Annotated in this window: 24 protein-coding genes and 1 tRNA gene; 13 read left to right on the top strand and 12 right to left on the bottom strand. The window is 71.4% G+C overall.

Going from position 1 to position 26,645, the window contains the following annotated elements:
* Positions 1 to 4: 4 nt before the first annotated feature.
* Positions 5 to 1,330 (bottom strand): polysaccharide deacetylase family protein, encoded by a 1,326-nt coding sequence (locus tag ACZ7HT_RS09485; RefSeq protein ID WP_471162070.1) that lies wholly within the window; start codon positions 1,328 to 1,330, stop codon positions 5 to 7.
* Positions 1,331 to 1,615: 285 nt separating this feature from the next.
* Here ACZ7HT_RS09485 and ACZ7HT_RS09480 point away from each other — a divergent pair, with 285 nt between their 5' ends.
* The 6 genes from ACZ7HT_RS09480 to ACZ7HT_RS09455 all read left to right on the top strand — a co-directional run bounded on the left by ACZ7HT_RS09480 (position 1,616) and on the right by ACZ7HT_RS09455 (position 9,791).
* The gene (locus ACZ7HT_RS09480; protein ID WP_471162067.1) at positions 1,616 to 4,144 is read left to right on the top strand and encodes a SulP family inorganic anion transporter; all 2,529 of its coding nucleotides are present in this window, start codon (positions 1,616 to 1,618) and stop codon (positions 4,142 to 4,144) included.
* Positions 4,145 to 4,280: 136 nt separating this feature from the next.
* Entirely contained in the window at positions 4,281 to 6,317 is a 2,037-nt protein-coding gene (acs, locus tag ACZ7HT_RS09475; RefSeq protein ID WP_471162064.1) for an acetate--CoA ligase, read from the top strand.
* 242 nt (positions 6,318 to 6,559) lie between these two features.
* Complete coding sequence (nhaA, locus tag ACZ7HT_RS09470) at positions 6,560 to 7,951, top strand: Na+/H+ antiporter NhaA (RefSeq protein WP_471162061.1); 1,392 nt, start codon at positions 6,560 to 6,562, stop codon at positions 7,949 to 7,951.
* A 38-nt stretch (positions 7,952 to 7,989) separates the two neighbouring features.
* The gene (locus ACZ7HT_RS09465; RefSeq protein ID WP_471162058.1) at positions 7,990 to 8,475 is read left to right on the top strand and encodes a phage holin family protein; all 486 of its coding nucleotides are present in this window, start codon (positions 7,990 to 7,992) and stop codon (positions 8,473 to 8,475) included.
* Positions 8,472 to 9,407: an alpha/beta fold hydrolase gene (locus ACZ7HT_RS09460; protein ID WP_471162055.1), complete on the top strand. Its 936-nt coding sequence runs from the start codon at positions 8,472 to 8,474 to the stop codon at positions 9,405 to 9,407. The genes ACZ7HT_RS09465 and ACZ7HT_RS09460 overlap by 4 nt, the downstream gene beginning before the upstream one ends.
* Before the next feature lie 192 nt (positions 9,408 to 9,599).
* Positions 9,600 to 9,791 (top strand): hypothetical protein, encoded by a 192-nt coding sequence (locus tag ACZ7HT_RS09455; RefSeq protein ID WP_471162053.1) that lies wholly within the window; start codon positions 9,600 to 9,602, stop codon positions 9,789 to 9,791.
* Positions 9,792 to 9,810: 19 nt separating this feature from the next.
* Here the strand turns inward: ACZ7HT_RS09455 and ACZ7HT_RS09450 are convergent, their stop codons facing one another.
* The 3 genes from ACZ7HT_RS09450 to nth form a co-directional block, all read right to left on the bottom strand.
* The gene (locus tag ACZ7HT_RS09450) at positions 9,811 to 11,010 is read right to left on the bottom strand and encodes a MarP family serine protease (RefSeq protein WP_471162050.1); all 1,200 of its coding nucleotides are present in this window, start codon (positions 11,008 to 11,010) and stop codon (positions 9,811 to 9,813) included.
* Between the two features lie 79 nt (positions 11,011 to 11,089).
* Positions 11,090 to 11,794, bottom strand: a complete 705-nt coding sequence (locus tag ACZ7HT_RS09445) for an NUDIX hydrolase (protein ID WP_471162047.1) — start codon at positions 11,792 to 11,794, stop codon at positions 11,090 to 11,092.
* A 113-nt stretch (positions 11,795 to 11,907) separates the two neighbouring features.
* On the bottom strand, positions 11,908 to 12,990 hold the full coding sequence (gene nth / locus ACZ7HT_RS09440; RefSeq protein ID WP_471162044.1) for an endonuclease III: 1,083 nt from the start codon (positions 12,988 to 12,990) through the stop codon (positions 11,908 to 11,910).
* Between the two features lie 185 nt (positions 12,991 to 13,175).
* Between nth and ACZ7HT_RS09435 the strand changes: the two genes are divergently transcribed.
* Positions 13,176 to 13,850 (top strand): Crp/Fnr family transcriptional regulator, encoded by a 675-nt coding sequence (locus ACZ7HT_RS09435; RefSeq protein WP_015034542.1) that lies wholly within the window; start codon positions 13,176 to 13,178, stop codon positions 13,848 to 13,850.
* A gap of 72 nt (positions 13,851 to 13,922) precedes the next feature.
* Here the strand turns inward: ACZ7HT_RS09435 and ACZ7HT_RS09430 are convergent, their stop codons facing one another.
* The 5 genes from ACZ7HT_RS09430 to ACZ7HT_RS09410 form a co-directional block, all read right to left on the bottom strand.
* The gene (locus tag ACZ7HT_RS09430; RefSeq protein ID WP_471162041.1) at positions 13,923 to 14,807 is read right to left on the bottom strand and encodes a prohibitin family protein; all 885 of its coding nucleotides are present in this window, start codon (positions 14,805 to 14,807) and stop codon (positions 13,923 to 13,925) included.
* Positions 14,808 to 14,930: 123 nt separating this feature from the next.
* The gene (locus tag ACZ7HT_RS09425) at positions 14,931 to 15,764 is read right to left on the bottom strand and encodes an MBL fold metallo-hydrolase (RefSeq protein WP_471162038.1); all 834 of its coding nucleotides are present in this window, start codon (positions 15,762 to 15,764) and stop codon (positions 14,931 to 14,933) included.
* Positions 15,761 to 16,657 carry an NUDIX hydrolase gene (locus ACZ7HT_RS09420; protein WP_471162035.1) on the bottom strand — a complete coding sequence of 299 codons (897 nt, stop codon included), beginning with the start codon at positions 16,655 to 16,657 and terminating at the stop codon, positions 15,761 to 15,763. Before ACZ7HT_RS09420 ends, ACZ7HT_RS09425 begins: the two co-directional genes overlap by 4 nt.
* Before the next feature lie 88 nt (positions 16,658 to 16,745).
* The gene (locus ACZ7HT_RS09415; protein ID WP_471162033.1) at positions 16,746 to 17,216 is read right to left on the bottom strand and encodes a RidA family protein; all 471 of its coding nucleotides are present in this window, start codon (positions 17,214 to 17,216) and stop codon (positions 16,746 to 16,748) included.
* The gene (locus ACZ7HT_RS09410) at positions 17,213 to 17,371 is read right to left on the bottom strand and encodes a DUF4177 domain-containing protein (protein WP_116160244.1); all 159 of its coding nucleotides are present in this window, start codon (positions 17,369 to 17,371) and stop codon (positions 17,213 to 17,215) included. The genes ACZ7HT_RS09415 and ACZ7HT_RS09410 overlap by 4 nt, the downstream gene beginning before the upstream one ends.
* Before the next feature lie 133 nt (positions 17,372 to 17,504).
* Here ACZ7HT_RS09410 and bagA point away from each other — a divergent pair, with 133 nt between their 5' ends.
* Together bagA and bagB are read left to right on the top strand one after the other, a co-directional pair.
* On the top strand, positions 17,505 to 18,467 hold the full coding sequence (bagA, locus tag ACZ7HT_RS09405) for an ATPase BagA (RefSeq protein WP_471162030.1): 963 nt from the start codon (positions 17,505 to 17,507) through the stop codon (positions 18,465 to 18,467).
* A gap of 209 nt (positions 18,468 to 18,676) precedes the next feature.
* The gene (gene bagB, locus ACZ7HT_RS09400; protein ID WP_471162197.1) at positions 18,677 to 19,996 is read left to right on the top strand and encodes an ATPase BagB; all 1,320 of its coding nucleotides are present in this window, start codon (positions 18,677 to 18,679) and stop codon (positions 19,994 to 19,996) included.
* A 138-nt stretch (positions 19,997 to 20,134) separates the two neighbouring features.
* Here the strand turns inward: bagB and ACZ7HT_RS09395 are convergent, their stop codons facing one another.
* On the bottom strand, positions 20,135 to 20,479 hold the full coding sequence (locus tag ACZ7HT_RS09395) for a WhiB family transcriptional regulator (RefSeq protein ID WP_015034550.1): 345 nt from the start codon (positions 20,477 to 20,479) through the stop codon (positions 20,135 to 20,137).
* A gap of 416 nt (positions 20,480 to 20,895) precedes the next feature.
* On the opposite strand from ACZ7HT_RS09395, the gene ACZ7HT_RS09390 reads away from it, so the two are divergent.
* A complete protein-coding gene (locus ACZ7HT_RS09390; RefSeq protein WP_471162027.1) occupies positions 20,896 to 23,124 on the top strand; it encodes a transglycosylase domain-containing protein in 2,229 nt (742 codons plus the stop codon).
* Between the two features lie 143 nt (positions 23,125 to 23,267).
* Here ACZ7HT_RS09390 and ACZ7HT_RS09385 read toward each other — a convergent pair whose 3' ends face one another.
* Positions 23,268 to 23,732: a GatB/YqeY domain-containing protein gene (locus ACZ7HT_RS09385; protein WP_471162024.1), complete on the bottom strand. Its 465-nt coding sequence runs from the start codon at positions 23,730 to 23,732 to the stop codon at positions 23,268 to 23,270.
* Between the two features lie 74 nt (positions 23,733 to 23,806).
* Between ACZ7HT_RS09385 and ACZ7HT_RS09380 the strand changes: the two genes are divergently transcribed.
* From ACZ7HT_RS09380 to ACZ7HT_RS09370, 3 genes are all read left to right on the top strand, one after another.
* Positions 23,807 to 24,745, top strand: a complete 939-nt coding sequence (locus ACZ7HT_RS09380) for a metallophosphoesterase (protein ID WP_471162021.1) — start codon at positions 23,807 to 23,809, stop codon at positions 24,743 to 24,745.
* 17 nt (positions 24,746 to 24,762) lie between these two features.
* Complete coding sequence (locus ACZ7HT_RS09375; RefSeq protein ID WP_471162019.1) at positions 24,763 to 25,500, top strand: Pr6Pr family membrane protein; 738 nt, start codon at positions 24,763 to 24,765, stop codon at positions 25,498 to 25,500.
* 38 nt (positions 25,501 to 25,538) lie between these two features.
* Positions 25,539 to 25,612: transfer RNA gene (locus ACZ7HT_RS09370), tRNA-Pro, on the top strand.
* A 127-nt stretch (positions 25,613 to 25,739) separates the two neighbouring features.
* On the opposite strand, the gene ACZ7HT_RS09365 is transcribed toward ACZ7HT_RS09370, so the two are convergent.
* Complete coding sequence (locus ACZ7HT_RS09365; protein ID WP_471162016.1) at positions 25,740 to 26,618, bottom strand: glycosyltransferase family 2 protein; 879 nt, start codon at positions 26,616 to 26,618, stop codon at positions 25,740 to 25,742.
* Positions 26,619 to 26,645 lie beyond the last annotated feature (27 nt).

Below are 26,645 nucleotides of genomic sequence, written 5' to 3'. Positions count from 1 at the left end.
GGGCTCAGCGGCGTTCAGCCGGCTTGATGCCCTTCGCTCCGGCGCCTGCCGGGGCGCCCGCCGGGGTGGCCGGCTCGGGGGTCAGGAAGGCCTTCCAGCCGGCCGCCGGGGCCTCGCCGACCTTCAGGGTGCGCATCTTGGCGATGACGTCCGGGTCCTGGGCGTCGAGCCAGTCGGCGAGCTGGCGGAAGGACACGCACTTGACGTCCTTCTGCACGCAGACGGTGGCGATGGTCTCCTCGACGGCCCGCATGTACGTGCCGCCGTTCCAGGACTCGAAGTGGTTGCCGATGATCAGCGGCGCGCGGTTGCCCCGGTAGGAGCGCTCGAAGGCCTGCACCAGGCCGTCGCGCATCTGGTCGCCCCAGTAGCGGTGCTGGGAGGGGTCGCCCTGGGTCGTACCCGACTGGTTCACCAGGAAGTTGTAGTCCATGGACAGGGTCTGGAAGGCGCGGCCCGGGACCGGCACGAGCTGCATCGACAGGTCCCACAGGCCCAGGTCCTTCTTGGGCCAGATCTGGTCGTTGACGCCGCTGGTGTCGTAGCGGAAGCCCATCTGCGCCGCAGCCTGGACGAAGTTCGTCCGGCCCTCGAGGCAGGGGGTGCGGGCGCCGACGAGCTCCTTGTCGTAGTCGAAGGGCAGCGGCTGCTCGGCGCGCAGGCCGGCGTTGGTCTTCCAGTGCTTGACGAAGGACTTGGCCTGGTTGATCTCGCTCTTCCACTCGTCGACCGACCAGTTGCCGACGCCGCCGTCCTTCCCGCAGAAGTGGCCGTTGAAGTGGGTGCCGATCTCGTTGCCCTCCTGCCACGCGCCGCGCAGTTCGCGGACGGTGGCGCGGATGCCCTCGACGTCGTTGAAGCCGATGTCGGAGCTGCCGGCGTTGTGCTGCGGCGGGTCGTAGAGCTCCCGCTTGTCCTCCGGCAGCAGGTACACGCCGCTGAGGAAGTACGTCATGGCGGCGTCGTACTTCTTGCCGACGGCGCGGAAGTGGGAGAACAGCTTCTGGCTGTCCTCGCCGGCGCCGTCCCACGAGAAGACCACGAACTGCGGCGGGGTCTCGCCGGGCTTGAGCCGGTGCCAGACCGGCTGGTGGGGCTGCGCGCCGGTGAAGGCGGTCGAGCCGTCGCCGATCAGCCGGGGTGTCTGCGGGGCCGCGGCCGGTCCCTTCTTCCCGCCGGCGCCGACGCCCGCACCCGCGCCCGGCGCGCCCTTCGTGGCGGTGCCGCCGGAGCCCGAGCAGCCGGCGAGGCCGGTGGCGAGAGCGAGGGTGAGGGCGCCGACGGCGAGCGCCTTCCTCCGGACGGTGGTCGTTCTGCGGGCGTCTGACATCCGCGCACCTCTCCTCAGATCCTCGGATTTCCGTACAAGCGGCGTAAACGTCGCACCGCGAGGACCAGGGGCCGACAACGACAGGCAACATGCGCGCGTTCTGTCACCGGATCCGGTGAATCATTGCCCTGTTTGCCCCGAAAATAATGCCGCAGTCTTTACTCTCCATTACGATCCATTTACTGAGCGTTGATCCTCCACTCGAACACTCCGGAGGATCTCGCCGGAAATCCCGCCGCTGCACCCCGCACGAGCCGCGACCGCGCTGCCCCGGAGGAGACGGGAATGACCCTCTGCACCCCTGCCCGCACGACCAACCGACCCCGGATCCAGCGGCCCCACAGCCCGCCGGACGGGCCCCGCCGTTTCCGCGTCGCCGGCGCCGACCTCTCCGCATCCGTCGCCGTCTTCCTGATCGCGCTGCCACTCTCGCTCGGCATCGCACTCGCCACCGGAGCCCCGCTCCAGTCCGGCCTGGTGGCCGCCGCCGTCGGCGGCCTCGTCGCCGGCCGGTTCGGCGGCTCTCCGCTCCAGGTGAGCGGCCCCGCCGCCGGACTCACCGTCGTGACCGCCGAGCTCATCCACCGGTACGGCTGGCGCACCACCTGCGCCGTCACCGTCCTCGCCGGCCTCACCCAACTCGCCCTGTCCGCCCTGCGCGTGGCCCGTTCGGCGCTCGCCGTCTCGCCCGCGATCGTGCACGGCATGCTGGCCGGCATCGGCGTCACCATCGCCCTCGCCCAGCTCCACATCGTGCTCGGCGGCACCCCGCAGAGCTCCGCCGTCGCCAACGCCCTGGGCCTGCCCGCCCAGTTGGCGCACGCGCACCCGGCCGCGCTCGCCATCAGCGCCCTCACCGTGGCCGTACTGCTCGGCTGGCCCCGGCTGCCGGGCCGTGTGGGGCGGCTCGTACGGAAGGCCCCGGCCGCGCTCGTCGCGGTGGCCGGGGCGACGGCCGCGGCCACCCTCGCCGGACTCGCCGTGCCCCGGGTGGACCTGCCGTCCTGGAGCAGTCACGCCCTGCCCGGCCTGCCCGAGGGCCCGGTCCTCGGCATCGCGGCCGGCGTCCTCACGATCACCCTCGTCACCAGCGTGCAGTCGCTCCTCTCGGCCGTCGCGGTCGACAAGCTGGTCGCGGCACGCGCCGCCGGGCGCGCCACCGCGGGAGCGGACCAGACCCGGAGCGTCCCCCGCTCCGCACTCGACCGCGAGCTAGCCGGCCAGGGCGCGGCCAACGTGCTGTCCGGGATGCTCGGCGGGCTCCCGGTCGCCGGGGTCGCGGTCCGCAGCGTCGCCAACGTGTCGGCGGGCGCGGTGAGTCGCGCCTCGACGATGCTGCACGGCCTGTGGATCGTGCTCGCGGCCCTGCTGCTCGTGCCCGCCCTCGACCTGGTCCCGCTGCCCGCGCTCGCCGCCCTCGTCATGGTGGTCGGCATCCAGATGGTGAGCATCACCCACATCCGTACGGTCACACGACACCGCGAGGTCGTCGTCTACGCGGTGACGCTGGCCGGCGTCGTCCTCGTCGGCATCCTGGAGGGCGTCGCCCTCGGCATCGCCGTGGCCATCGCGGTCGCCCTGCACCGGCTGGCCCGCACCCGGATCACCCGCGAGGAGCGGGACGGCCGCCAACTGCTGCGCGTCCGGGGCCAGCTGACCTTCCTCGCCGTGCCCCGGCTCAGCCGGGCCCTGCACCAGCTGCCGCAGGGCTCCGACGTGGTGGTCGAGCTCGACGGGTCCTTCATGGACCACGCCGCCTACGAGACGCTGAGCGACTGGACCGCGGGGCACCTGGCGCACGGCGGGACGGTCGAGACGACCGGGCCCTCCGGTGTCCGGATCGCCGAGCCCGCGCCGGTCACCGCCTCCGCCTCGCACCCCTGCTGCCGTCCCTGGACGCCCTGGCACAACCACCAGTGCGGGGAGCGGACCGCCGAGACGCCCACCGATTCGCCCTCCGAGGCCAGACCGACGACGGGGCTGCACCTGGCGAGCGGCATCGGCAAGTTCCAGCGGAACACCGCGCCGCTCGTGCGGGACGAGCTCGCGCGGCTCGCCCGGGAGGGGCAGCGGCCCTCGCAGCTCTTCCTGACCTGCGCCGACTCCCGTCTCGTCACCAGCATGATCACCTCCAGCGGCCCCGGCGACCTCTTCACCGTGCGCAACGTCGGCAATCTCGTCCCGCTGCCCGGCGAGGAGAGCGGGGACGACTCGGTGGCGGCGGCGATCGAGTACGCGGTGGAGGTGCTGCGGGTCGCGTCGATCACCGTCTGCGGCCACTCCGGGTGCGGCGCGATGCAGGCCCTGCTCGGCGGCAGTCCGGACGACCCGCCGACCCCGCTCCGCCGCTGGCTGCGCCACGGCCGGCCCAGCCTGGAGCGGATGGCGAGCCGGCGCCACGCCTGGGCCCGGATCTCCGGGCGCCTTCCGGCCGACGCGGTCGAGCAGCTCTGCCTGACCAATGTGGTCCAGCAGCTGGAGCACCTGCGGGCGTACGAGTCGGTGGCGCGCCGGCTGGCCGAGGGCACGCTCACGCTGCACGGCGTGTACTTCCACGTCGGCGAGGCGCAGGCGTATCTGCTCTCCGGGACGGACGAGGTGCACAGCTACGACGACGTCTTCACCCAGGTGCTGCCGACGGACCACCTCGAGGCGCCCGACCACCTCAAGGCGGCGGCCCACCTCGAAGCGCCCGACCACCTCAAGGCGACCGACCACCTCGAAGCGCCCGACCACCTCAAGGCGACCGACCACCTCGAAGCGCCCGACCTCCTGGCAGCGCCCGGCCGCCTCGAAGCCGCGCGCGCGTCCTGAACCTTTCGGTCCGCCCGGCCGTGAGACTGTGTGGCCCCTTCTCCCACCGCTCGGGACGAAGGGGCCACCGCACGTCAATCCGCTCACAGGTCTAAACCAATTCCCTGGATGGTCTTGTCACCCGGGCCTCTGACTGATGAGCTATGACGCGGGACACATACGCACAGAGGACGCCCTGGGAAAGGGAGATGTCGTGAGCAACGAATCCTTGGCCAACCTGCTCAAGGAAGAGCGGCGGTTCGCGCCGCCCACCGAGCTGGCCGCGGACGCCAATGTGACGGCGGAGGCGTACGAGCAGGCCAAGGCGGACAGGCTGGGCTTCTGGGCCGAGCAGGCCAGGAGGCTCAGCTGGGCCACCGAGCCGACCGAGACCCTCGACTGGTCGAACCCGCCGTTCGCCAAGTGGTTCGCGGACGGCGAGCTGAACGTGGCGTACAACTGCGTCGACCGGCACGTCGAGGCCGGCCACGGCGACCGGGTCGCCATCCACTTCGAGGGCGAGCCCGGCGACAGCCGCGCGATCACCTACGCCGAGCTCAAGGACGAGGTCTCCCGGGCCGCCAACGCCCTCACCGAGCTGGGCGTCCGCAAGGGCGACCGGGTCGCCGTCTACCTGCCGATGATCCCCGAGGCGGCCATCACGATGCTGGCCTGCGCCCGTGTCGGCGCCGCCCACTCGGTGGTCTTCGGCGGCTTCTCGGCCGACGCCGTCGCCTCCCGCATCCAGGACGCCGACGCCAAGGTGATCGTCACCGCCGACGGCGGCTACCGCCGCGGCAAGCCGAGCGCCCTCAAGCCGGCCATCGACGAGGCCGTCGCCAAGTGCCCGCAGGTCGAGCACGTCCTCGTGGTCCGCCGTACGGGCCAGGACACCGCCTTCACCGAGGGCCGGGACGTCTGGTGGGACGACATCGTCGCCCGCCAGTCCGCCGAGCACACCCCGGAGGCGTTCCCGGCCGAGCACCCGCTCTTCATCCTGTACACCTCGGGCACCACGGGGAAGCCGAAGGGCATCCTGCACACCTCCGGCGGCTACCTCACCCAGGCCGCGTACACCCATCACGCCGTCTTCGACCTCAAGCCGGAGAGCGACGTCTTCTGGTGCACCGCCGACATCGGCTGGGTCACCGGGCACTCGTACATCGTCTACGGCCCGCTGGCCAACGGCGCGACGCAGGTCATGTACGAGGGCACGCCGGACACCCCGCACCAGGGGCGGTTCTGGGAGATCGTGCAGAAGTACGGCGTCACGATCCTCTACACGGCGCCCACCGCGATCCGCACGTTCATGAAGTGGGGAGACGACATCCCCGCGAAGTTCGACCTGTCCAGCCTCCGCGTGCTCGGCTCCGTCGGCGAGCCGATCAACCCCGAGGCCTGGATCTGGTACCGCGAGCACATCGGCGCGAACAAGACCCCGATCGTGGACACCTGGTGGCAGACCGAGACCGGCGCGATGATGATCTCGCCGCTGCCGGGCGTCACCGAGACCAAGCCGGGCTCCGCCCAGCGCCCGCTGCCGGGCATCTCCGCCACCGTCGTCGACGACGAGGCGAACGAGGTCCCGAACGGCGGCGGCGGTTACCTGGTCCTCACCGAGCCGTGGCCCGCGATGCTCCGCACCATCTGGGGCGACGACCAGCGCTACATCGACACGTACTGGTCCCGCTTCGAGGGCAAGTACTTCGCCGGTGACGGCGCCAAGAAGGACGAGGACGGCGACATCTGGCTGCTCGGCCGGGTCGACGACGTCATGCTCGTCTCGGGTCACAACATCTCGACGACCGAGGTCGAGTCGGCCCTCGTCTCGCACCCGTCCGTCGCCGAGGCGGCCGTCGTCGGCGCCGCCGACGAGACGACCGGTCAGGCGATCGTCGCCTTCGTCATCCTGCGCGGCACGGCCAGCGAGACGGTGACATCATCCGCTGACGCGGCGGAGAACCTCGTCGCCGAACTGCGCAACCACGTGGGCGCGACCCTCGGCCCGATCGCCAAGCCGAAGCGGATCCTGCCGGTGGCGGAGCTCCCGAAGACCCGCTCGGGCAAGATCATGCGCCGTCTGCTGCGCGACGTCGCGGAGAACCGCGAGCTGGGTGACGTCACCACCCTGACCGACTCCTCGGTCATGTCGCTCATCCAGACCCAGCTGCCGGCCGCGTCCAGCGAGGACTGACCCGCAACCAGCGCGAACGCCCGCCCCGAGCCGCTCGGGGCGGGCGTTTTCCATGCCCGCCCGTGCCCGCCCCCCAAGGGGACGAAAGCCCCGAACCTCCATAAAGTGAATCTCGCCGGACACGACCGGGGCTCGTTAGGTAAAGTAAGGATCGCGTCAGGAACGCGATAGAAAGACCCAGGTGCGCCGGGAAGTCTGGTCGGCATGTGCTTCGCCCTGCCCGCCCGACGGAGGTCTCCCACGTGTCCGTGCCCAACGACCGCAAGTTCCTCGGCCGTCTCTCGCTGCCCGAGCGGCGCTACATCGCCGACGCGCTGCGCACCGAGACCGTCGGCGGCGTCCTGCTGCTCCTCGCCGCCGTCGCCGCGCTCGTCTGGGCGAACTCCCCGCTGAGCGCGAGCTACGAGACCGCCAGCGACTTCCACATAGGCCCCGCCGCCCTCGGCCTCGACCTGTCGATCCAGCACTGGGCGGCCGACGGCCTCCTGGCGGTCTTCTTCTTCGTCGCCGGCATCGAGCTCAAGCGCGAACTCGTCGCGGGCGAGCTGCGCGACCCCAAGGCCGCCATGCTCCCGGTCGTCGCCGCGCTCTGCGGGATGGCGGCCCCCGCCCTCGTCTACACCCTGGTCAACACCGTCGGCGGCGGCTCCCTGGACGGCTGGGCCGTGCCCACCGCGACCGACATCGCCTTCGCGCTCGCCGTCCTCGCCGTCATCGGCACCTCGCTGCCGTCCGCGCTGCGCGCCTTCCTGCTGACCCTCGCCGTCGTCGACGACCTGTTCGCGATCCTGATCATCGCGATCTTCTTCACCAGCGACCTGAACTTCGCCGCGCTCGGCGGCGCCCTCGCCGGACTCGTCGTCTTCTGGGTGCTGCTCCGCAAGGAAGTCCGCGGCTGGTACGTGTACGTGCCGCTGGCCCTGGTCATCTGGGGCCTGATGTACAACAGCGGCGTCCACGCCACCATCGCCGGCGTCGCCATGGGCCTGATGCTGCGCTGCACCACCCGCGAGGGCGAGGAGCACTCCCCCGGCGAGCACATCGAGCACCTGGTCCGGCCGCTCTCGGCCGGGCTCGCCGTCCCGCTCTTCGCGCTGTTCTCCGCCGGGGTCAGCATCTCCGGCGGCGCGATCCACGACGTCTTCACCCAGCCGGTCACCCTCGGCGTGGTCCTCGGTCTCGTCGTCGGCAAGACGATCGGCATCTTCGGCGGCACCTGGCTCGCCGCCCGCTTCACCCGGGCGGAGCTCAATCCGGACCTGGCCTGGCCGGACGTGTTCGCCGTCGCCACCCTCGCCGGGATCGGCTTCACCGTCTCGCTGCTCATCGGCGAGCTGGCCTTCGCCGGGGACGACGTCCTCACCGACGAGGTGAAGGCCGCCGTCCTGATCGGCTCGCTCACCGCGGCCGTCCTCGCCTCCGTCCTGCTGAAGCTGCGGGTCCGCACGTACCAGGCGCTCTGCGCCGACGAGGAGCGCGACGAGGACGAGGACGGCATCCCCGACATCTACGAGGAGGACAACCCGGAGTACCACCTGCGGATGGCCGAGATCTACGAGCGGAAGGCCGCGGAGCACCGGCAGCGCGCCCAACTGGCGGGGGCATCGCGCGACGGGGCCGACCGTCCGGCATGATCTGAGTCGGACCGTAGACACAAGGAGAGGGAGCAGCGATGAGCGACCCGTTCGACGGCACCGAGCGCAGCCTCGGTCAGCTGGTCGCCTCGGCGACCGCCGAGATGTCCGCGCTGGTGCACGACGAGATCGCCCTGGCCAAGGCCGAGATCCGACAGGACGTCAAGCGTGGCGCGATCGGCAGCGCGGCGGGCATCGCGGCCGCCGTGGTGCTGCTCTTCTCGCTGCCGATGCTGAGCTTCGCGCTCGCGTACGCCATCAACACCTGGACCGGCGGGCACAACGGCAACGGGGGCTGGAACCTCGTCTGGTGCTTCCTGCTGTCCTTCGCCTTCAACGTGCTGGTCGCGGGCCTGCTCGGCCTGATCGCGTACACCAAGTTCAAGAAGGTCAAGCCGCCGGAGAAGTCCATCGCCTCCGCCAAGCAGACCGCGGCGATCATGCAGAACGCGAAGCCGCACCCCCGTCCGGCGCAGCGGCCGGCCCTTGACAAGGCCTCCACTGTGGCACGCTCGTCCGTATGACCCTCCCCGAGAGCAGCAGCGGCAACGGCGGGCCCGTACGGCTCGACGGGCCGTGGACGCACCGTGACGTGGCCGCCAACGGCGCCCGCTTCCACATCGCCGAGATGGGCGACGGCCCGCTGGTGCTGCTCCTGCACGGCTTCCCGCAGTTCTGGTGGACCTGGCGCCACCAGCTGCCCGCCCTCGCCGAGGCCGGATTCCGGGCGGTCGCGATGGACCTGCGCGGGGTCGGCGGCAGCGACCGTACGCCGCGGGGTTACGACCCCGCCAACCTGGCCCTCGACATCACCGGGGTCATCCGCTCCCTGGGCGAGCCGGACGCGGCGCTCGTCGGGCACGACCTGGGCGGCTACCTCGCCTGGACGGCCGCCGTCATGCGGCCGAAGCTGGTGCGCCGGCTCGTGGTCTCCTCGATGCCGCACCCGCGCCGCTGGCGCTCGGCGATGCTCTCCGACTTCGCCCAGTCGCGGGCCGGTTCGCACGTGTGGGGCTTCCAGCGGCCGTGGCTGCCGGAGCGTCAGCTCGTCGCGGACGACGGCGCGCTCGTGGGCGAGCTGATCCGGGACTGGTCGGGTCCGAAGCCGGTCGACGAGGAGGCCGTCGAGGTGTACCGGCGGGCGATGTGCGTCCCGTCGACGGCGCACTGCTCGATCGAGCCGTACCGCTGGATGGTGCGGTCACTGGCCCGCCCGGACGGCATCCAGTTCAACCGGCGCATGAAGCGGCCGGTCCGGGTGCCGACGCTCCATCTGCACGGCTCCCTCGACCCGGTGATGCGGACCCGCAGCGCCGCGGGGTCCGGCGAGTACGTGGAGGCGCCGTACCGCTGGCGGCTCTTCGACGGCCTCGGGCACTTCCCGCACGAGGAGGACCCGGTGGCCTTCACCGCGGAGCTCGTCAACTGGCTGAAGGACCCCGAGCCCGACCGCTGAGCCCCTTTCAGGGACGGCTTCGGCGTGCGAGCTTGCACGGCACCGGCGTACAGGCATTGCACGGCCCGGCGTACAGGCATTGCACGGAACCGGCGTACAGGCTTGCGTCGAACGGCCATGTGCCCCGCGCATACTCCAATTGGCGGGCCCCGGGGCGGTTACCGACCTTGGCCCCCGGGCAGACGTCGAAGTATGGGCTGGACGCACGACTACGGTGACACGACAGCACGCGACCGCCGCTCGGCCACGGGGCCGGGCTCCCGCGAGAGGGGTGGCCCCGGGGACCCGGGCCACGCGGCGCAAGGGGTGGGGATCTCGCGCATCCTGCGCCGCCGGGCCCGCTGGGTCTCGGCCCGGCTCCGGCATCCCAGAGACACCGCGTAGCGCTCCGTAGAGCCGGGGGTCACAGGGCGCAGGTCTGGGTGTCGACCTGCTGGTCGGCGGTCCGGCCGCGCTCGATGTCCTCACGGATCTCGTCGGCCGTCAGGGCGTATCCGGTGTTCGCGTCGTCAAGGGAGCGGGCGAAGATCACGCCGTACACCTCGCCTTCCTCGGTGAGGAGCGGACCGCCGGAGTTGCCCTGGCGGACCGTCGCGTACAGCGAGTACACGTCCCTGCGCACATCGCCGCGGTGGTAGATGTCGGGGCCCTTGGCGCTGATGCGGCCGCGCACACGGGCCGAGCGCACGTCGTACGAGCCGTTCTCCGGGAATCCGGCGACGATCGCGTCGTCGCCGCTGCGGGCGTCCTCGTCGGTGAAGGCCAGCGGCGTGGCCCGCAGGCCCGGCACGTCCAGGACGGCGATGTCGCGCTGCCAGTCGTAGAGGACGACCTTGGCGTCGTAGAGCTTGCCCTCGCCGCCTATCTGGACGGTCGGCTCGTCGACGCCGCCGACGACGTGCGCGTTGGTCATGATGCGGCGGTCGGCGAAGACGAAGCCGGTGCCTTCGAGGACCTTGCCGCAGCTCTGCGCGGTGCCGACGACCTTCACGATGGAGCGCTGCGCGCGGGCGGCCACGGGGCTGTGGGCGAGCGCCGGGTCGGGCGGGGTGACCGGGGTGATCGGCTCGTTCGCGAAGGGGCTGAACACCTGGGGGAAGCCGCTGCGGGCCAGGGTGGAGCTGAAGTCGTCGAACCAGCCGGAGGCCTGATCCGGCATCACCTGCTCCACGCCGAGCAGCACCTTGGAGTTCCGCACCTCCTTGCCCAGGGTGGGCAGTGAGGTACGGGCGAGGGCGGAGCCGATCAGCCAGGCGACGAGCAGCATCGCGACGACGTTGACGAGGGCGCCGCCGGTGGCGTCCAGGGCGCGGGCCGGCGACCAGGTGATGTGGCGGCGCAGCTTGTTGCCGAGGTGGGTGGTGAAGGCCTGGCCGACGGAGGCGCTGACGATGACGATCATCACGAACACGACGGTGGCCGTGGTCGAGACCTCGCTGTTGTCGGTCAGCTGGTCCCAGAGGATCGGCAGCAGCAGAACGGCGACGAGACCGCCGCCGAGGAAGCCGATCACCGAGAGGATGCCGACGACGAATCCCTGGCGGTAACCGATGATCGCGAACCACACGGCGGCGAGCAGCAACAAGATGTCCAGCACGTTCACCGTCAATAGCCTCGCAGATTCGTTTCCGGTCGCCCGGGGTCAGTCGGCCCGAAGGCCGGTCCGCCCGAAGGTCAGCCTGTCATGACCGCCAGTCGAGCGGGACCTTCTTGGACCGGTCCCAGGGGCGCTCCCAGCCGGCGAAGTGGAGCAGCTTGTCGATGACGCCGGCCGTGAAACCCCAGACCAGAGCGGATGCGACGAGGAACGCGGGGCCTTCGTGGCCGAGCGGGTGGACGGAGGTCGCGCGGTTCGCGGGGTCCGTGAGATCCGCCACGGGGACGGTGAAGACGCGGGCGGTCTCGCCGGGGTCGACGACGCCGACCGGGCTGGGGTCGCGCCACCAGCCGAGGACGGGGGTGACGACGAAGCCGCTGACCGGAATGTAGAGCTGGGGGAGCACGCCGAAGAGCTGCACGCCCTCCGGGTCGAGGCCGGTCTCCTCCTGGGCCTCGCGCAGGGCGGCGCGCAGCAGGCCGCCGTCCGCCGGGTCGCCGTCCTCGGGGTCGAGGGCGCCGCCGGGGAAGGAGGGCTGCCCGGCGTGCGAGCGGAGGCTGCCGGAGCGCTCCATGAGCAGCAGCTCGGGCCCGCGCTCGCCCTCGCCGAAGAGGACGAGGACGGCGGACTGGCGGCCGGCGCCGCTCTCGGGCGGCAGGAATCTGCTCAGCTGCTCGGGCCTGACCGTGCGGGCGGCCCGGTCGACGGGCCCGAGCCAGTCGGGCAGCCCGTCCCTGCTGAGCAGCCCGGCCGTGCCGGGCCCGTGGATCTCTTCGTCAGTGCGCGTCATGGGCACCCCCGTGGTTGTCAACGCGATCGATGGACGGGTTCGTTCCCGGCGGCGGGTGCACTCGGCGTGTTCGCTCGGCGTGTTCACTCTGCGCGTGCGTTCACTCGGCGTGTTCAGGCCTCGCCGCCGGGTGCCGCTCCGCCGCCCAGTGGGGGCGCCGGGCGGCCCGGGTAGCCGGGCGGCGGGTTGAGCCGCTGGCCGGGGAAGCCGCCCATCTCGTACTTGAGCAGCTTCCTCGCCTTCTCGGGGTCGGTCTCGCCCTCGCCGTACGCCGGGCAGAGGTGGGCGATCGGGCAGGCGCCGCACGCGGGCTTGCGGGCGTGGCAGATCCGGCGGCCGTGGAAGATCACCCGGTGCGAGAGCATCGTCCACTCGCTCTTCGGGAAGATCGTGGCGACCTCGGCCTCGATCTTCACCGGGTCGTCGGACTCGGTCCACCGCCAGCGCCGGGCGAGGCGCATGAAGTGGGTGTCGACGGTGATGCCCGGGACCCCGAAGGCGTTCCCGAGGACGACGAAGGCGGTCTTGCGGCCGACGCCGGGGAGCTTGACGAGGTCCTCCAGGCGGCCGGGGACCTGCCCGTCGAAGTCGTCCCTGAGGGCGGCGGCCAGGCCCATGATCGACTTGGTCTTGGCGCGGAAGAAGCCGGTCGGCCGGATCAGCTCCTCGACCTCCTCGGGCACGGCCGCGGCGAGGTCCTCGGGCGTGGGGTACTTCGCGAAGAGGGCCGGGGTGGTCTGGTTGACCCGCAGGTCGGTGGTCTGCGCCGAGAGGACCGTGGCGACGAGCAGCTCGAAGGGGTTGCGGAAGTCGAGCTCCGGATGGGCGTACGGGTAGACCTCGGCCAGCTCCCGGTTGATCCGGCGCGCCCGGCGCACCATCGCGAGCCGCGACTCGGGCTCGGCGGGCTTGGCGGCGCGGGCGGGCTTCGCGGGGGCGGCCGGCTTGGCGGCGCGGGCGGGCGCTGCGGCCTTCGCGGGCCGGGCGGGCTTACCGGGCTCTGCGGCCTTCGCGGCGCGGGCGGGCTTCGTGGGCGTGGCGGGGTCGGTCGGCGCGGGGGTCTTCACAGGCCTCACAGCCTTCCCTTTTGCACCTTTTGCCCGTTTCGACACGCCGTGTTCGCCCACAGCGGAATTACCTTCGCCCGACACTCTTTCAGCCCCCTTGGCCTGCGCTCTCACCGGCGAGTTGGACACCCGGCCAGCCTAGGCGCCGCCGTCGACATCCGCCCCGGGCGTGGCCGATCAGAGCCCAATCGGGCCCCTGACGTACGGACGAGCGACTCAGTACGTCAAACTTGTTGTGATTGATCGCACTGTTTTGTGCGTCCGGCATCATGGGATCCAGGTCCTTTGAGCAGGTCGACAGTAGGAGAGAACTCGTGGACGACGTTCTGCGGCGCGCCCCGCTCTTCGCGGCGCTCGATGACGAGCAAGCTGCCGAGCTGCGCGCCTCGATGAGTGAGGCGACGCTCGCCCGTGGCGACGCGCTCTTCCACGAGGGCGACCCCGGTGACCGCCTGTACGTGGTCACCGAGGGCAAGGTGAAGCTGCACCGCACGTCCCCCGACGGCCGCGAGAACATGCTGGCCGTCCTCGGCCCCGGCGAGCTCATCGGCGAGCTGTCCCTCTTCGACCCGGGCCCGCGCACCGCCACGGCGACCGCGCTGACCGAGGTCAAGCTGCTCGGTCTGGGCCACGGCGACCTCCAGCCCTGGCTGAACGCCCGCCCCGAGGTGGCCACCGCGCTGCTGCGCGCCGTCGCCCGCCGCCTCCGCAAGACCAACGACCAGATGTCCGACCTGGTCTTCTCCGACGTCCCGGGCCGTGTCGCCCGCGCGCTCCTCGACCTGTCGCGCCGCTTCGGCGTGCAGTCGGAGGAGGGCATCCACGTCGTCCACGACCTCACCCAGGAAGAGCTGGCCCAGCTGGTCGGCGCCTCCCGCGAGACGGTCAACAAGGCGCTCGCCGACTTCGCCCAGCGCGGCTGGCTGCGCCTGGAGGCCCGCGCCGTGATCCTGCTCGACGTGGAGCGCCTCGCGAAGCGCTCGCGGTAAGCACCTCCGTACGCACGGAAAGGCCGCCCCGGTCCGAGGACCTGGGCGGCCTTTCCGCGTCCTGGCGGACGGTCAGCGCTTCGTGCCGTCCACGATCACCGGGGCGGAGCCGCCGCTCCCGCAGGGCACCGCGTAGACCGGGTTCTTCGCCGCGGCCTCCTTGTACGCGTCGATGCACTGGTTCATCAGGACCTTGTCCGTCAGCGAGTCGTTGAGGATCTTGTTGGCGCGGGCGATGCCCTCCGCCTCGATGCGACGGCGGTCGGACTCGGCCTTGGCGGTACGGGAAGCCTCGATGGCCCGCTCGGTGGCCTGCTCCTGCTGGATCTTGCGGTCGATCTGGCCCTGGAGGGCGTCCGAGGGCTTCACGTTGCGCAGGTTGACCGTGGTCACGTCGATGCCGCGCGGGGCCAGGCGCTCCTTGATCAGGGTGCCGATCTCGGCGTTGATGCCCTCGCGGTCGGAGGCGTACCCCTCCTCGCTGGTGTGGCGGGCGAAGACGTTGCGGACGATCTCACGGCTGTCCGGGTAGACCAGCCGCTGCTGGATGGCGTCCTCGCTGCCCGCGAGCTTGTAGAGCTCGACGGCCTTGGCCTGGTCGACGGACCACTTCACCGTCAGCTCGACGTACATGACACCGCCCTGCGAGGAGCGGACCTCGACCACGTCCTTGTCGGAGAGGTTGAGGTCGACCGGGCGGGTCGAGAAGGTCGTGACGTCCGTGAACGGCGACTTCACGTGCATGCCCGAGGTCATCGGCTGGCCCACCTTGCCGAAGGCGACCGGCACGCCGACCTCGTACGCGCTGATCACGTAGGTCATGCTCACGGCCAGCGAGAAGAGGCCGGCCAGGAGCGCGCCGAGGGCGCCGAACTTCAGCCCCTTGGAGTCGTTGGAACGGCCGACGAAGAAGAGCACCACTGCGGCTATGAACAGCAGGATGGCGAAGACGAACACGGGCGATCCCCCCGAAGCTACGGCCAGATATAAGCGGAGCGTAAGACACGGGGAAAGCCCGAGCGGTTCCGGGTCCCGCGTCACAAGCCCCGGCCCCGGCACCGCACCCGGGGCCCCCGTGGATCAGGTCAGGCCGCCGCGCTCCCTCAGGTACTCCAGCTGTGCCCGTACGGACAGCTCGGCCGCCGGCCACAGGGAGCGGTCCACGTCCGCGTACACATGGGCGACGACCTCCGCCGCCGTCCGGTGCCCGGCCTCGACCGCCGTCTCGACCTGGGCCAGCCGGCTCGCCCGGTGTGCCAGGTAGAACTCCACGGCCCCCTGCGCGTCCTCCAGGACCGGCCCGTGCCCCGGCAGGACCGTGTGCACCCCGTCGTCGACGGTCAGCGAGCGCAGCCGCCGCAGCGAGTCCAGGTAGTCCCCGAGCCGCCCGTCCGGGTGCGCGACCATCGTCGTCCCGCGCCCCAGGATCGTGTCGCCCGTCAGCACCGCCCGGTCGGCCGGCAGGTGGAACGAGAGCGAGTCCGAGGTGTGGCCGGGCGTCGGGACGACCCGCAGCTCCAGGCCGCCGACGGTCACCACGTCCCCGGCGCCGAGCCCCTCGTCGCCGAGCCGAAGCGCGGGATCGAGGGCCCGCACGGCCGTCCCGGTCAGCTCCGCGAAACGGCCCGCGCCCTCCGCGTGGTCCGGGTGGCCGTGCGTCAGCAGGGTCAGCGCGACCCGCTTGCCGAGCTTCTCGGCGGCGTCGATCACATGGCGCAGATGGCCCTCGTCGAGCGGCCCCGGGTCGACGACGACGGCAAGGCCGGAGCCGGGCTCGGAGAGCAGCCAGGTGTTGGTGCCGTCGAGGGTCATCGCGGACGGGTTCGGCGCGAGGACGTTCACGGCGCGGGCGGTCGCGGGCCCGGACTCCACGAGGCCGCGCGGCTGGCCGGGCAGGGCGGCGGCGTCACTCATCGCTCACCCCCGGCGGGGATGACCTTGGTGAACTCCTCGTGCCCCGGCCAGCTCAGGACCAGCTCGTCGCCCTCCAGACGCGCCTGTGCGAGGACGGGGGCCATGTCCTGCTCCCCCGCCGCCTCCAGCGCCTCGGCGGCCGTCCCGTACGCCTCCAGGCTGCGCAGGGTCGAGATCGTCGGCGGCATCATCATCAGCTCGCCCCGGTCGTAGCCGCCGGCGGCCTCCGCCGGGCGGATCCAGACCGTGCGGTCCGCCTCCCCGGAGACGTCCCGGGTGCGCTGCCCGGCCGGGAGCGCCGCCACGAAGAACCAGGTGTCGTACCGGCGCTGCTCGAACTCCGGGGTGATCCAGCGGGCCCACGCGCCCAGCAGGTCCGAGCGCAGGACGAGGCCGCGCCGGTCGAGGAAGTCGGCGAAGGGCAGCTCCCGGGCGACGAGCGCCTGCCGGTCCCGCTCCCAGTCCTCGCCGGTCGTGTCGCCGACGACGCCGTCCTCGGTCTCCCCGGCGAGCAGCACGCCCGCCTCCTCGAACGTCTCGCGCACGGCGGCACAGACCACGGCCTGGGCCTGCGCCGGGTCGTCGAGGCCGAGCCGGGCCGCCCAGGCCTCCAGGGACGGGCCCGCCCAGCGCACCGGCTGCTCGTCGCGCGGGTCGACGCCGCCGCCGGGGTAGGCGTACGCACCGCCCGCGAAGGCCATCGAGGTGCGGCGGCGCAGCATGTGGACGTCGGGTCCGGCGGCCCCGTCCCGCAGGAGCAGCACGGTGGCGGCGCGCCGGGGCGTCACGGGGGTGAGCTCACCGGCGGCGAGGGCACGGATGCGGTCGGGCCATTCCGCCGGGTACCACTGCCCGTTCGCCTGCTTCGCCTGCTTCGACTGACCATTCGACATGGCCGGATGCTATGCGCAAGCATCGGAATGCACGAGAGCCGGTTTCCCACACCTGTGGAAAACCGGCTCTCCGCATCCGTTCGGGATGTCAGGCCTCGACGAGCTCGACCTGGACCTCGACCTCGACCGGCGCGTCGAGCGGCAGCACGGCCACGCCGACGGCGCTGCGCGCGTGCACGCCCTTGTCGCCGAGGATCTCGCCGAGCAGCTCGCTGGCGCCGTTGATGACGCCGGGCTGACCCGTGAAGTCGGCGGCGGAGGCGACGAAGCCGACGACCTTCACGACGCGCTTGATGCGGTCGAGGTCACCGGCGACCGACTTCACGGCCGCGAGCGCGTTGAGGGCGCAGGTGGCGGCCAGGTTCTTGGCCTCCTCCGGCGTGACCTCGGCGCCGACCTTGCCGGTCAGCGGAAGCTTGCCCGCCACCATCGGGAGCTGGCCCGAGGTGTAGACGTACACGCCGGACTGCACGGCCGGCTGGTAGGAGGCGAGGGGCGGCACGACCTCGGGCAGGGTCAGGCCGAGCTCGGCGATCCGCGCCTCGACGGCCCCGCTCACGCCTTGGCCCGCTTCAGGTAGGCCACGAGCTGCTCGGGGTTGTTCGGCCCGGGCACGACCTGGACGAGCTCCCAGCCGTCCTCGCCCCAGGTGTCCAGAATCTGCTTGGTCGCGTGCACCAGAAGCGGCACCGTGACGTACTCCCACTTGGTCATGGGGCCGACTGTATCCGCTGCCGCCTGGCTGTCCGCCGAGGTGGGCCCCGAAGCACCCCGAGGCAGCCCCTAGGTGGCTTCTCCGGGGCGGTCCGCTGATTGCACGCGGCCGCCAGTGGTTAGGCTCGACAGCGTGAGCAGGCTCCAGGTCGTCAGCGGCAAGGGCGGTACCGGTAAGACGACGGTCGCCGCCGCCCTCGCCCTCGCCCTCGCGACGGAGGGGAAGCGGACCCTCCTCGTCGAGGTCGAAGGCAGGCAGGGCATCGCACAGGTCTTCGAGACGGAAGCCCTTCCGTACGAGGAGCGCAAGATCGCCGTCGCCCCGGGCGGCGGAGAGGTGTACGCGCTGGCGATCGACGCCGAGCGCGCGCTCCTCGACTACCTCCAGATGTTCTACAAACTGGGCAGTGCGGGGCGGGCCCTGAAGAAGCTCGGCGCGATCGACTTCGCGACGACGATAGCGCCGGGCGTCCGGGACGTGCTGCTGACCGGCAAGGCGTGCGAGGCGGTGCGGCGGCGCGAGAAGGACGGCCGCCCCACCTATGACCACGTGGTCATGGACGCGCCGCCGACCGGCCGCATCACCCGCTTCCTCAACGTGAACGACGAGGTCGCGGGCCTGGCGAGGATCGGCCCGATACACAACCAGGCGCAGGCCGTCATGCGGGTCCTCAAGTCCCCCGAGACGGCGGTGCACCTGGTGACCCTCCTGGAGGAGATGCCGGTCCAGGAGACCGCGGACGGCATCGCGGAGCTGAGGGCCGCGGAGCTGCCGGTGGGGCGGGTCGTGGTGAACATGGTGCGCCCGCACGTCCTCGACGAGGCGGCGGTACGGGCCGCCTCCGGCGACCACCGGGACGCGATCGCGCGGACCCTGGCCGCCGCCGGCGTCACGGGCGGCACGCGCCTGGTCGAGCCGCTCCTCGACGAGGCGTCCGAGCACGCGCGGCGGGTGGAGCTGGAGCGGACGCAGCGCGCGGTCCTGGACGGCGTCGGCGTCCCCTCGTACGAACTCCCCTTCCTGGGGGACGGGGCGGACATCGCCGGGCTCTACCGGCTGGCGAAGGAACTGCGGAAGCAAGGGGTGGGCGCGTGACGGAGAAGGCTGGCGCCGCGGACGGCTCCGACGCCGTGGCGGAGCCCGACGCCGTGGCGGGGCCGGACGCGGCGGACGGTCCCGACGCAGTGACCGGGCCCGCTGCGGCAGACGGCCCCGACGCCGCGAACCGGTCCGCCCCGCAGGGCGGACCCGGCGCCGCGAGCGAAGGCGGGGCCGAGGCACCCGGGCTCGACCGCCCTCCGCTCCTGGAGCTCGATCCGCTGCTCGACGACCGGGGAACCCGCATCATCGTGTGCTGCGGGGCAGGCGGGGTCGGCAAGACGACCACGGCGGCGGCGCTCGGCGTGCGGGCGGCGGAGCGCGGACGGCGGGTCGTGGTCCTCACCATCGACCCGGCGCGCCGGCTCGCCCAGTCCATGGGCATCGACTCCCTCGACAACACGCCCCGCAAGGTCGACGGCATCAAGGGCTCCGACGGCGGCGAACTGCACGCCATGATGCTGGACATGAAGCGGACCTTCGACGAGATCGTCGAGGCGCACGCGGAGCCGGAGCGGGCGCGGGCGATCCTGGAGAACCCCTTCTACCAGTCCCTGTCGGCCGGATTCGCCGGTACGCAGGAGTACATGGCGATGGAGAAGCTGGGCCAGCTCCGGGCCCGCGACGAGTGGGACCTCATCGTCGTCGACACTCCGCCGTCCCGGTCGGCCCTCGACTTCCTGGACGCGCCGAAGCGGCTCGGGTCCTTCCTCGACGGGAAGTTCATCAAGCTGCTCATGGCCCCGGCCAAGGTCGGCGGCCGGGCCGGGATGAAGTTCCTCAACGTCGGTATGTCGATGATGACGGGGACCCTGGGGAAGCTGCTCGGGGGTCAGTTCCTCAAGGACGTGCAGACGTTCGTCGCGGCGATGGACACGATGTTCGGCGGCTTCCGGACCCGTGCGGACGCCACGTACCGACTGCTCCAGGCTCCGGGCACGGCCTTCCTCGTGGTCGCCACGCCGGAGCGGGACGCGCTGCGCGAGGCCGCGTACTTCGTGGAGCGGCTGGCCGCCGAGGAGATGCCGCTGGCCGGTCTCGTCCTCAACCGCGTCCACGGCAGCGGCGCCGCCCGGCTGTCGGCCGAGCGGGCGCGGGCCGCTGCGGAAAATCTTGACGAGGGGCGCATTGTGGATCAGGGGGGCGGGAAGGCTGGAGGGGGTGGCTCCCCGGCCACCGAGCCCGAGTCGGAGCACGAGTCCGGACACGAGCCCGAGACAGTGCCCGAGCCGAACGATCTCGCCACCGCCGCCGCACATCCCGTACCCGAGGCTGCCCCCACAGCCGAACCGGCACAGGAAACACCAGACGTGGACGTACGTCATCTCACCGCGGGACTCCTGCGCCTGCATGCCGAGCGCATGCGGGTGCTCGCGCGTGAGCAGCGCACCCGTGACCGCTTCACCGCGCTCCACCCGGAGGTGGCGGTGACCGAAGTGGCCGCCCTGCCCGGCGATGTGCACGACCTCGCCGGGCTGCGGGCCATCGGTGACCGGCTCACGGCGGGGCGGACGCCCTCGGCCTGAGCCTGCTCGCTGAGCGCCTCGGCGCCGAGCGGTTTCCCAGCCGACCGGTTCCTCACCGACCGGCTTCCAAACCGACCGGTTCCTCACCGACCGGTTCCTCACCGACCGGCTTCCTAGCCGACGGTTGCTCGACCGGTCCTAACCGACCGCCGCGTACGCCTCGTACGTCGCGTCGTCCTCGATCGCCACGGGCAGCAGGCCCGCTCCCCGCTCGTACTCCGTCCGCGCGGTCTCCAGGAGCCGGCGCCACGAGGTGACGGTCGGCCTGCGGCGCAGCAGGGCGCGGCGCTCGCGCTCCGTCATGCCGCCCCACACGCCGAACTCCACGCGGTTGTCGAGGGCGTCGGCGAGGCACTCGGTCCGCACCGGACATCCGGTACACACCGCCTTTGCCCTGTTCTGCGCCGCTCCCTGCACGAAAAGTTCATCCGGATCGGTAGTGCGGCAGGCCGCCTGCGCACTCCAGTCAGCTACCCAGCCCATACCGGCGCCGTCCTCTCCCGAATCGAGGCTCCCCCACGGCGGCAGCGGCATATTCACCGCTGCCAGTTGGGACGTTACGGAAGGTGGGCACAGCGCAACACCCCCTTCGGGCCCAATCTTGAATGGTCCGAACGGACTATGCGTGCGCGTCAGATCACCCAGGGGAGTGATCGAAGGACATACGTGCCGTAATGGACATACCGCTCGGACATGCCCTTCCTCGACGGGCCTATTCCAGACACCGCGTGACACATGTACAGGAATCGGACATGAGGTTCCCGTGTTTCGGGGTCACGGATTTTCATGCCGATGTCACACCCGGGTCTTGATGCGAGACCACACTGCTGTGACAGTTGGGAGCAGCTTAGGCCAAGGCATATACGTGTGTCCGGCGAATGAGAACGTAGGCTGCCCCCATGGCAAAGAAGCGCTCGGGCGGTGGTCTGACCGGGACCCAGCAGGCCGCCAAGTTCCTCGGTGTCAGTGTGCTCGCCGGAGCCGTGCTGGCGGGCATCGCCCTGCCCGCGGCCGGTGCACTCGGGCTGGCAGCGAAGGGCACGGTCGAGGGGTTCGACGAGATCCCCTCCAACCTGAAGACCCCACCGCTGAGTCAGCGCACCACGATCCTGGACGCCGAGGGCGGCCTGATCGCCACGGTGTACTCGCGGGACCGGAAGGTCGTGCCGATCGACAAGATCTCCCCGTACATGCAGAAGGCGATCGTCGCGATCGAGGACGGTCGCTTCTACGAGCACGGGGCGATCGACCTCAAGGGCGTGCTGCGCGCCATCAACCGGAACGCGCAGTCGGGCGGGGTCTCGCAGGGCGCCTCCACGCTGACCCAGCAGTACGTGAAGAACGTCTTCGTCGAGGAGGCCGGTGACGACCCCGAGAAGGTCGCGCAGGCCACCCAGCAGACCATCGGCCGCAAGGTCCGCGAGCTGAAGTTCGCGATCCAGGTCGAGGAGGAGCTGGGCAAGAAGAAGATCCTGGAGAACTACCTCAACATCACGTTCTTCGGGCAGCAGGCCTACGGCATCGAGGCCGCCTCCCAGCGGTACTTCTCCAAGCACGCCGCCGACCTGGACCTGGGCGAGGCGGCGATGATGGCCGGTCTCGTGCAGTCGCCGAGCCGCTACGACCCCATCAACGACATCCAGGAAGCGACCAAGCGCCGCAACACGGTCCTCCAGCGGATGGCCGACGTGAAGGACATCAGCCAGGCCGAGGCGGACGCCGCCAAGGCCAAGCCGATCAAGCTGAAGGTCAAGACGCCGAAGAACGGCTGCATCACCGCCGTCGACGGCGCCGGCTTCTTCTGCGACTACGTCCGCAAGACGATCCTCAGCGACCCGGTCTTCGGCAAGACCTCCGAGGAGCGGTCGAAGCTGTGGAACCTGGGTGGTCTCACCATCAGGACCACGCTCGACCCGCGCGCGCAGGCCGCCGCCAACGAGGCCGCCATCGCGAAGGTCAACAAGGACGACCCGGTCGCCGCCTCCGTGGTGCAGGTCCAGCCCAAGACCGGCCGCATCCTGTCGATGGGCCAGTCCCGCCCGTACGGCCTGGACCAGAAGCAGCACCAGACGACGCTCAACCTCGCCGTCGGCAGCAAGATGGGCGGCACGACGTACGGCTTCCAGGTCGGCTCGACGTTCAAGCCGATCACGGCGGCGGCGGCGCTCGAGAAGGGCATCAGCCCGGCGACGAGCTTCAACGACCCGGCGCAGATCAACATGAACGAGAGCGACTACACGCGCTGCGACGGCAAGCCGGCCGGTTACGCGAACTGGGAGGTGAACAACGAGACCAAGTCGGAGAAGGGCGTCTTCGACATGACCAGCGCCCTCGGCAAGTCCATCAACACGTACTTCGCCAAGCTGGAGCAGATGGCCGGTCTGTGCGAGACGCTGACGATGGCGAAGAACGTCGGCTACGAGCGCGAGCTGGGCAAGCCCCTCAAGCAGATCCCGTCCGCCACCCTCGGCAGCGCCGAGAGCACCCCGCTCGACATGGCGGCCGTCTACTCGACCTTCGCCAACCGCGGCATCTACTGCACCCCGGTCGCCATCGAGTCGATCAAGACCGCCAACGGCGACAAGCTGAACGTGCCGCAGACCAAGTGCACGCGGGCCATGAGCGACCGGACCGCCGACACCATCAACCAGATGCTGAAGGGCGTCGTCGAGGACGGCACCGGTACCCGGGCCGGCCTGAGCGACCGCGACAACGCGGGCAAGACCGGTACGACCAACGACCGCAAGGACGCCTGGTTCGTCGGCTACACCCCGAACCTGTCCACCGCCGTCTGGGTCGGTGACGACGTCGGCGAGAAGAAGTCGATGTACGACATCACCATCGGCGGCGAGTACTACGACAAGGTCTGCGGTGGCTGCCTGCCCGGCCCGATCTGGAAGATCGCGATGACGGGCGCCCTGGACGCCGGCCAGACGCCGGGCTTCGTCACCGTCCCCGTGCCGCGGGCCGAGAAGCCCAAGGACGAGGAGAAGGAAGGCGACGAGGGCCCGAACAAGCCCAAGAAGCCCGGCGACGCCAAGCCCGGCGACACCACGCCGAGCCCCGGATTCACCTTCCCGACGGACCTGTTCCCGGGCGGACGCAACAAGCCCCGCGGAAACCACTGACGCGGTGAACTGACGCGGTGATACGAGGAAGGGCGCCCCACCTGAGGTGGGGCGCCCTTCCTCGTACATACGCCGCGGAGCACGTGCTCAGCGGGGTACGGACTCCGCGGCGTACGGACTCCGCGGCGTACGGACTCCGCGGATCAGCCCGCGAGCAGCTTCTTCACCGCGGCGGCGACGCGGCCGCCATCGGCCCGGCCGGCCACCTTCGGGTTCACGATCTTCATGACGGCGCCCATGGCACGCGGCCCCTCGGCGCCCGCCGCCTTCGCCTCCTCGACGGCCGCCGCGACGATGCCGTCGAGCTCCTCGTCGCTGAGCTGCTTCGGCAGGTACGCGTCGAGGAGGAGGCCCTCGGCCTTCTCCCGCTCGGCGGACTCGGGGCGACCGCCCTTGGCGAAGGCGTCCGCGGCCTCGCGGCGCTTCTTCGCCTCCTTCGCGATCACCTTCTGCACCTCGTCGTCGGAGAGTTCGCGCTTCGTCGTGCCCGCGACCTCCTCCTTCGTGATCGCGGTGATGGTGAGCCGCAGGGTCGAGGAGCGCAGTTCGTCGCGCTCCCGGATCGCGGCGTTGAGGTCGTCCTGGAGCTTCGCCTTGAGCGTGGTCATGGGGTCAAGTGTGGCAGGTGCGCCACCCGGACCGCCCGCGCATTTCGGCCCGGCGGGTCTGCGACGATAAGGGGATGCGCGCACGGTACGGCATCCCCCTGAAGATCACGGCAGGCCTCACGGCGACGGCGGCGGCCGGAATCGTCTACGCGGCCGGCATCGAGGCCCGCTCCTTCCGGCTCCGCCGGGTGACGGTCCCGGTCCTCCCGCGCGGCATGCGCGACCTGCGGATCCTCCAGGTCTCGGACATCCACATGGTGAGCGGCCAGGGCAAGAAGCGCGCCTGGCTGCAGTCCCTCGCGGGGCTCCGCCCGGACCTCGTCGTCAACACCGGCGACAACCTCTCCGACACGGAGGCCGTGCCGGAGGTCCTCGACGCGCTCGGGCCGCTGATGGAGTTCCCGGGCGTGTACGTCTTCGGCTCCAACGACTACTACGGGCCCCGGCTGCGCAACCCCGCCCGCTACCTCCTGGAGAAGGTGCAGGGCAAGCACGGCCTCAACGGCAACCCGCCGGTGGTCGGCGCCGTCCACAACCCGTGGGAGGACCTCCGGGACGGTTTCGACGCGGCCGGCTGGATCAACCTCACCAACACCCGCGGCCGGCTGAAGCTGCCGCAGGCCGACCTCGCCTTCACCGGCCTGGACGACCCGCACATCAAGCGCGACCGGTACGAGCGGGTCGCCGGCGGCCCCGACACGGACGCCGACTTCACGCTGGGCGTCGTGCACGCCCCGTACCTGCGGGTGCTCGACGCCTTCACGGCCGACGGGTACGAGCTGCTCCTCGCCGGGCACACCCACGGCGGCCAGCTGTGCGTCCCCTTCTACGGGGCGCTCGTCACCAACTGCGACCTGGACACGGACCGGGTGAAGGGCCTCTCCACGCACACGGTGGAGGACCGCACCTCGTACCTCCACGTCTCGGCGGGCTGCGGCACCAACCGGTTCACGCCCGTCCGCTTCGCCTGCCCGCCCGAGGTCACCCTGCTCACCCTGACGGCGCGTGCCTGACCACTTACGGTGGGGGGATGCTCACGCCCCCTTCCGCGGCCGTGCCGGCCTCCGCCGTCATAGCCCCCGTCGGCCGCCGCCCCTGGGCGGCGGTCTTCCGGGGCCTGATCGCCGCGTCCGCGGCGACGGGCCTGGTCATCGAGTGCGCGTACGGGAACGTGCTCGTCGTCCTGAGCTTCTTCACCGTCTGGACGAACATCCTCGTCGCCGTCGTCCTCGGCCTGGGCGCCGTCCGGGCCTGGACCCGCCGCCCGCCGCTGCCCGCGCTGTGGACCGGCGGGACCCTGCTCTGCATCGCCGTGGTCGGCCTCGTCTTCCACCTGGTCCTCGACAACGAGGCGAGCGAGTTCAACGCCGCCGCCGAGATCGCCCGCCTGAGCGGCGCGAAGGCCCTCTCCAACCAGCTCCTGCACACCGTGACCCCGATCGGCACAGCGCTGGACTTCCTGCTGCTCACGGCGCCCGGCGCCCTCCGGTGGCGCCACGCCGCCCAGTGGCTGGCGGCCCCGGGCCTCTACTTCGCCTTCGCCCTGGTCCGCGGCGCGCTGCTCTCCCCCGACGCGCCCACCCGCTACACGTACCCGTTCCTCGACGTCACCGTCCACGGCTACGGAGGCGTCCTGGTCAACGCCGTCGTGCTCGGCGCGGCCTTCTCCGTCCTCGGCCTCGGCCTCGTCGGCCTGGACCGCATCCGCCCCGCGCCGAGGCCCCGCGAATACCGGATTTCGTCTGAGCGCGCGCGTGGGCTAAAGTAAGCGATGTCGCCGGGACGTGAAGAACAAACCAGCGACATCGGGGTGTAGCGCAGCTTGGCAGCGCGCTTCGTTCGGGACGAAGAGGTCGTGGGTTCAAATCCCGCCACCCCGACAGCCGTAAGACCCTCAGGGGCCTGATCCGCGAAAGCGGGTCGGGCCCCTGAGGCGTTTCCGGGAGCCTGCCGGGAGCCCCCTGGGGGCTCCCGGCGCGTGACCGGTCGCCCCCAGGGGAGAAGTCCCTAGATCACCGGAGGGCGGCCCAGGCGGGTCATGCGGAGGACCGTGGTCCAGCGCATCGGGGCGCGGGGGCCGCAGGAGCGGCGAACGCCCTCGGCGAAGCCGGCGAACCAGGCGCCGAGGCCCGGCAGGGAGCGGGTGCGGGCCAGGGTCAGGAGGGTCCACACGCCCAGGTAGACGGGGACGAGGAGGGCCGGCAGGTTGCGCTTGGCCAGCCAGACGCGGTTGCGGGCGGTCATCCGGTAGTAGACGGCGTGCCGGGCCGGGCTGGTCTTCGGGTGCTGGAGCAGCAGCTTCGGCTCGTAGATGACCTTCCAGCCCGCGTCCATGGCGCGCCAGGCGAGGTCGGTCTCCTCATGGGTGAAGAAGAAGTCCTCCGGCCAGCCGCCGATCTCGTCGAGCATCCGCATCGACAGGCCGTGGCCGCCGCCCAGGAAGGTGGTGACCTCGCCGCCCCGCAGCGGGTCCTTCGCGCCCAGGCGCGGGATGTGCCGGCGCTGCGTCTCGCCGGTCTCGTCGGCGATGCGGAACGACACGACGCCGAGCGCCGGGTCCCCGTCGTACAGGTCCGCGAGGCGGCGGAAGACGTCCGTGTCGACGAGCAGGCCGTCGTCGTCGAGGTCCACCACGATGTCGACGTCGCCGAAGGAGCGCAGCGTCTCGATCGCGACGTTCCGCCCGCCCGAGACGCCCCGGTTCTCGGGGAGTTCGACCCCGGTCACGCCCTCCGGCAGCGCCGGGAGCGACCCGGTGCCGTTGCCGACGACGACGATCCGCGCGGCGGGCTCGTCCTGCCCCGCCACGGCGTCGAGCAGCGCCCGCAGCTCGGCGGGGCGCGTGCCCATCGTCAGTACCGCCACACCTACACGCGGTCGCGCCACAGCCCACTCCGTCTCATCACCCAGGTC

This window comes from Streptomyces sp. NPDC037410, assembly GCF_055602235.1.
This window is presented reverse-complemented; position numbering and strand designations above follow the sequence as displayed.

Excerpts from the sequence above, each read along its gene's own strand:
- ACZ7HT_RS09485 (WP_471162070.1), bottom strand. The coding sequence starts at position 1,330 with ATGTCAGACGCCCGCAGAACGACCACCGTCCGGAGGAAGGCGCTCGCC.
- ACZ7HT_RS09480 (WP_471162067.1), top strand. The coding sequence starts at position 1,616 with ATGACCCTCTGCACCCCTGCCCGCACGACCAACCGACCCCGGATCCAG.
- acs (WP_471162064.1), top strand. The coding sequence starts at position 4,281 with ATGAGCTATGACGCGGGACACATACGCACAGAGGACGCCCTGGGAAAG.
- ACZ7HT_RS09465 (WP_471162058.1), top strand. The coding sequence starts at position 7,990 with ATGAGCGACCCGTTCGACGGCACCGAGCGCAGCCTCGGTCAGCTGGTC.
- ACZ7HT_RS09460 (WP_471162055.1), top strand. The coding sequence starts at position 8,472 with ATGACCCTCCCCGAGAGCAGCAGCGGCAACGGCGGGCCCGTACGGCTC.
- ACZ7HT_RS09455 (WP_471162053.1), top strand. The coding sequence starts at position 9,600 with ATGGGCTGGACGCACGACTACGGTGACACGACAGCACGCGACCGCCGC.
- ACZ7HT_RS09445 (WP_471162047.1), bottom strand. The coding sequence starts at position 11,794 with ATGACGCGCACTGACGAAGAGATCCACGGGCCCGGCACGGCCGGGCTG.
- ACZ7HT_RS09425 (WP_471162038.1), bottom strand. The coding sequence starts at position 15,764 with ATGAGTGACGCCGCCGCCCTGCCCGGCCAGCCGCGCGGCCTCGTGGAG.
- ACZ7HT_RS09420 (WP_471162035.1), bottom strand. The coding sequence starts at position 16,657 with ATGTCGAATGGTCAGTCGAAGCAGGCGAAGCAGGCGAACGGGCAGTGG.
- ACZ7HT_RS09410 (WP_116160244.1), bottom strand. The coding sequence starts at position 17,371 with ATGACCAAGTGGGAGTACGTCACGGTGCCGCTTCTGGTGCACGCGACC.
- ACZ7HT_RS09395 (WP_015034550.1), bottom strand. The coding sequence starts at position 20,479 with ATGGGCTGGGTAGCTGACTGGAGTGCGCAGGCGGCCTGCCGCACTACC.
- ACZ7HT_RS09390 (WP_471162027.1), top strand. The coding sequence starts at position 20,896 with ATGGCAAAGAAGCGCTCGGGCGGTGGTCTGACCGGGACCCAGCAGGCC.
- ACZ7HT_RS09385 (WP_471162024.1), bottom strand. The coding sequence starts at position 23,732 with ATGACCACGCTCAAGGCGAAGCTCCAGGACGACCTCAACGCCGCGATC.
- ACZ7HT_RS09380 (WP_471162021.1), top strand. The coding sequence starts at position 23,807 with ATGCGCGCACGGTACGGCATCCCCCTGAAGATCACGGCAGGCCTCACG.
- ACZ7HT_RS09375 (WP_471162019.1), top strand. The coding sequence starts at position 24,763 with ATGCTCACGCCCCCTTCCGCGGCCGTGCCGGCCTCCGCCGTCATAGCC.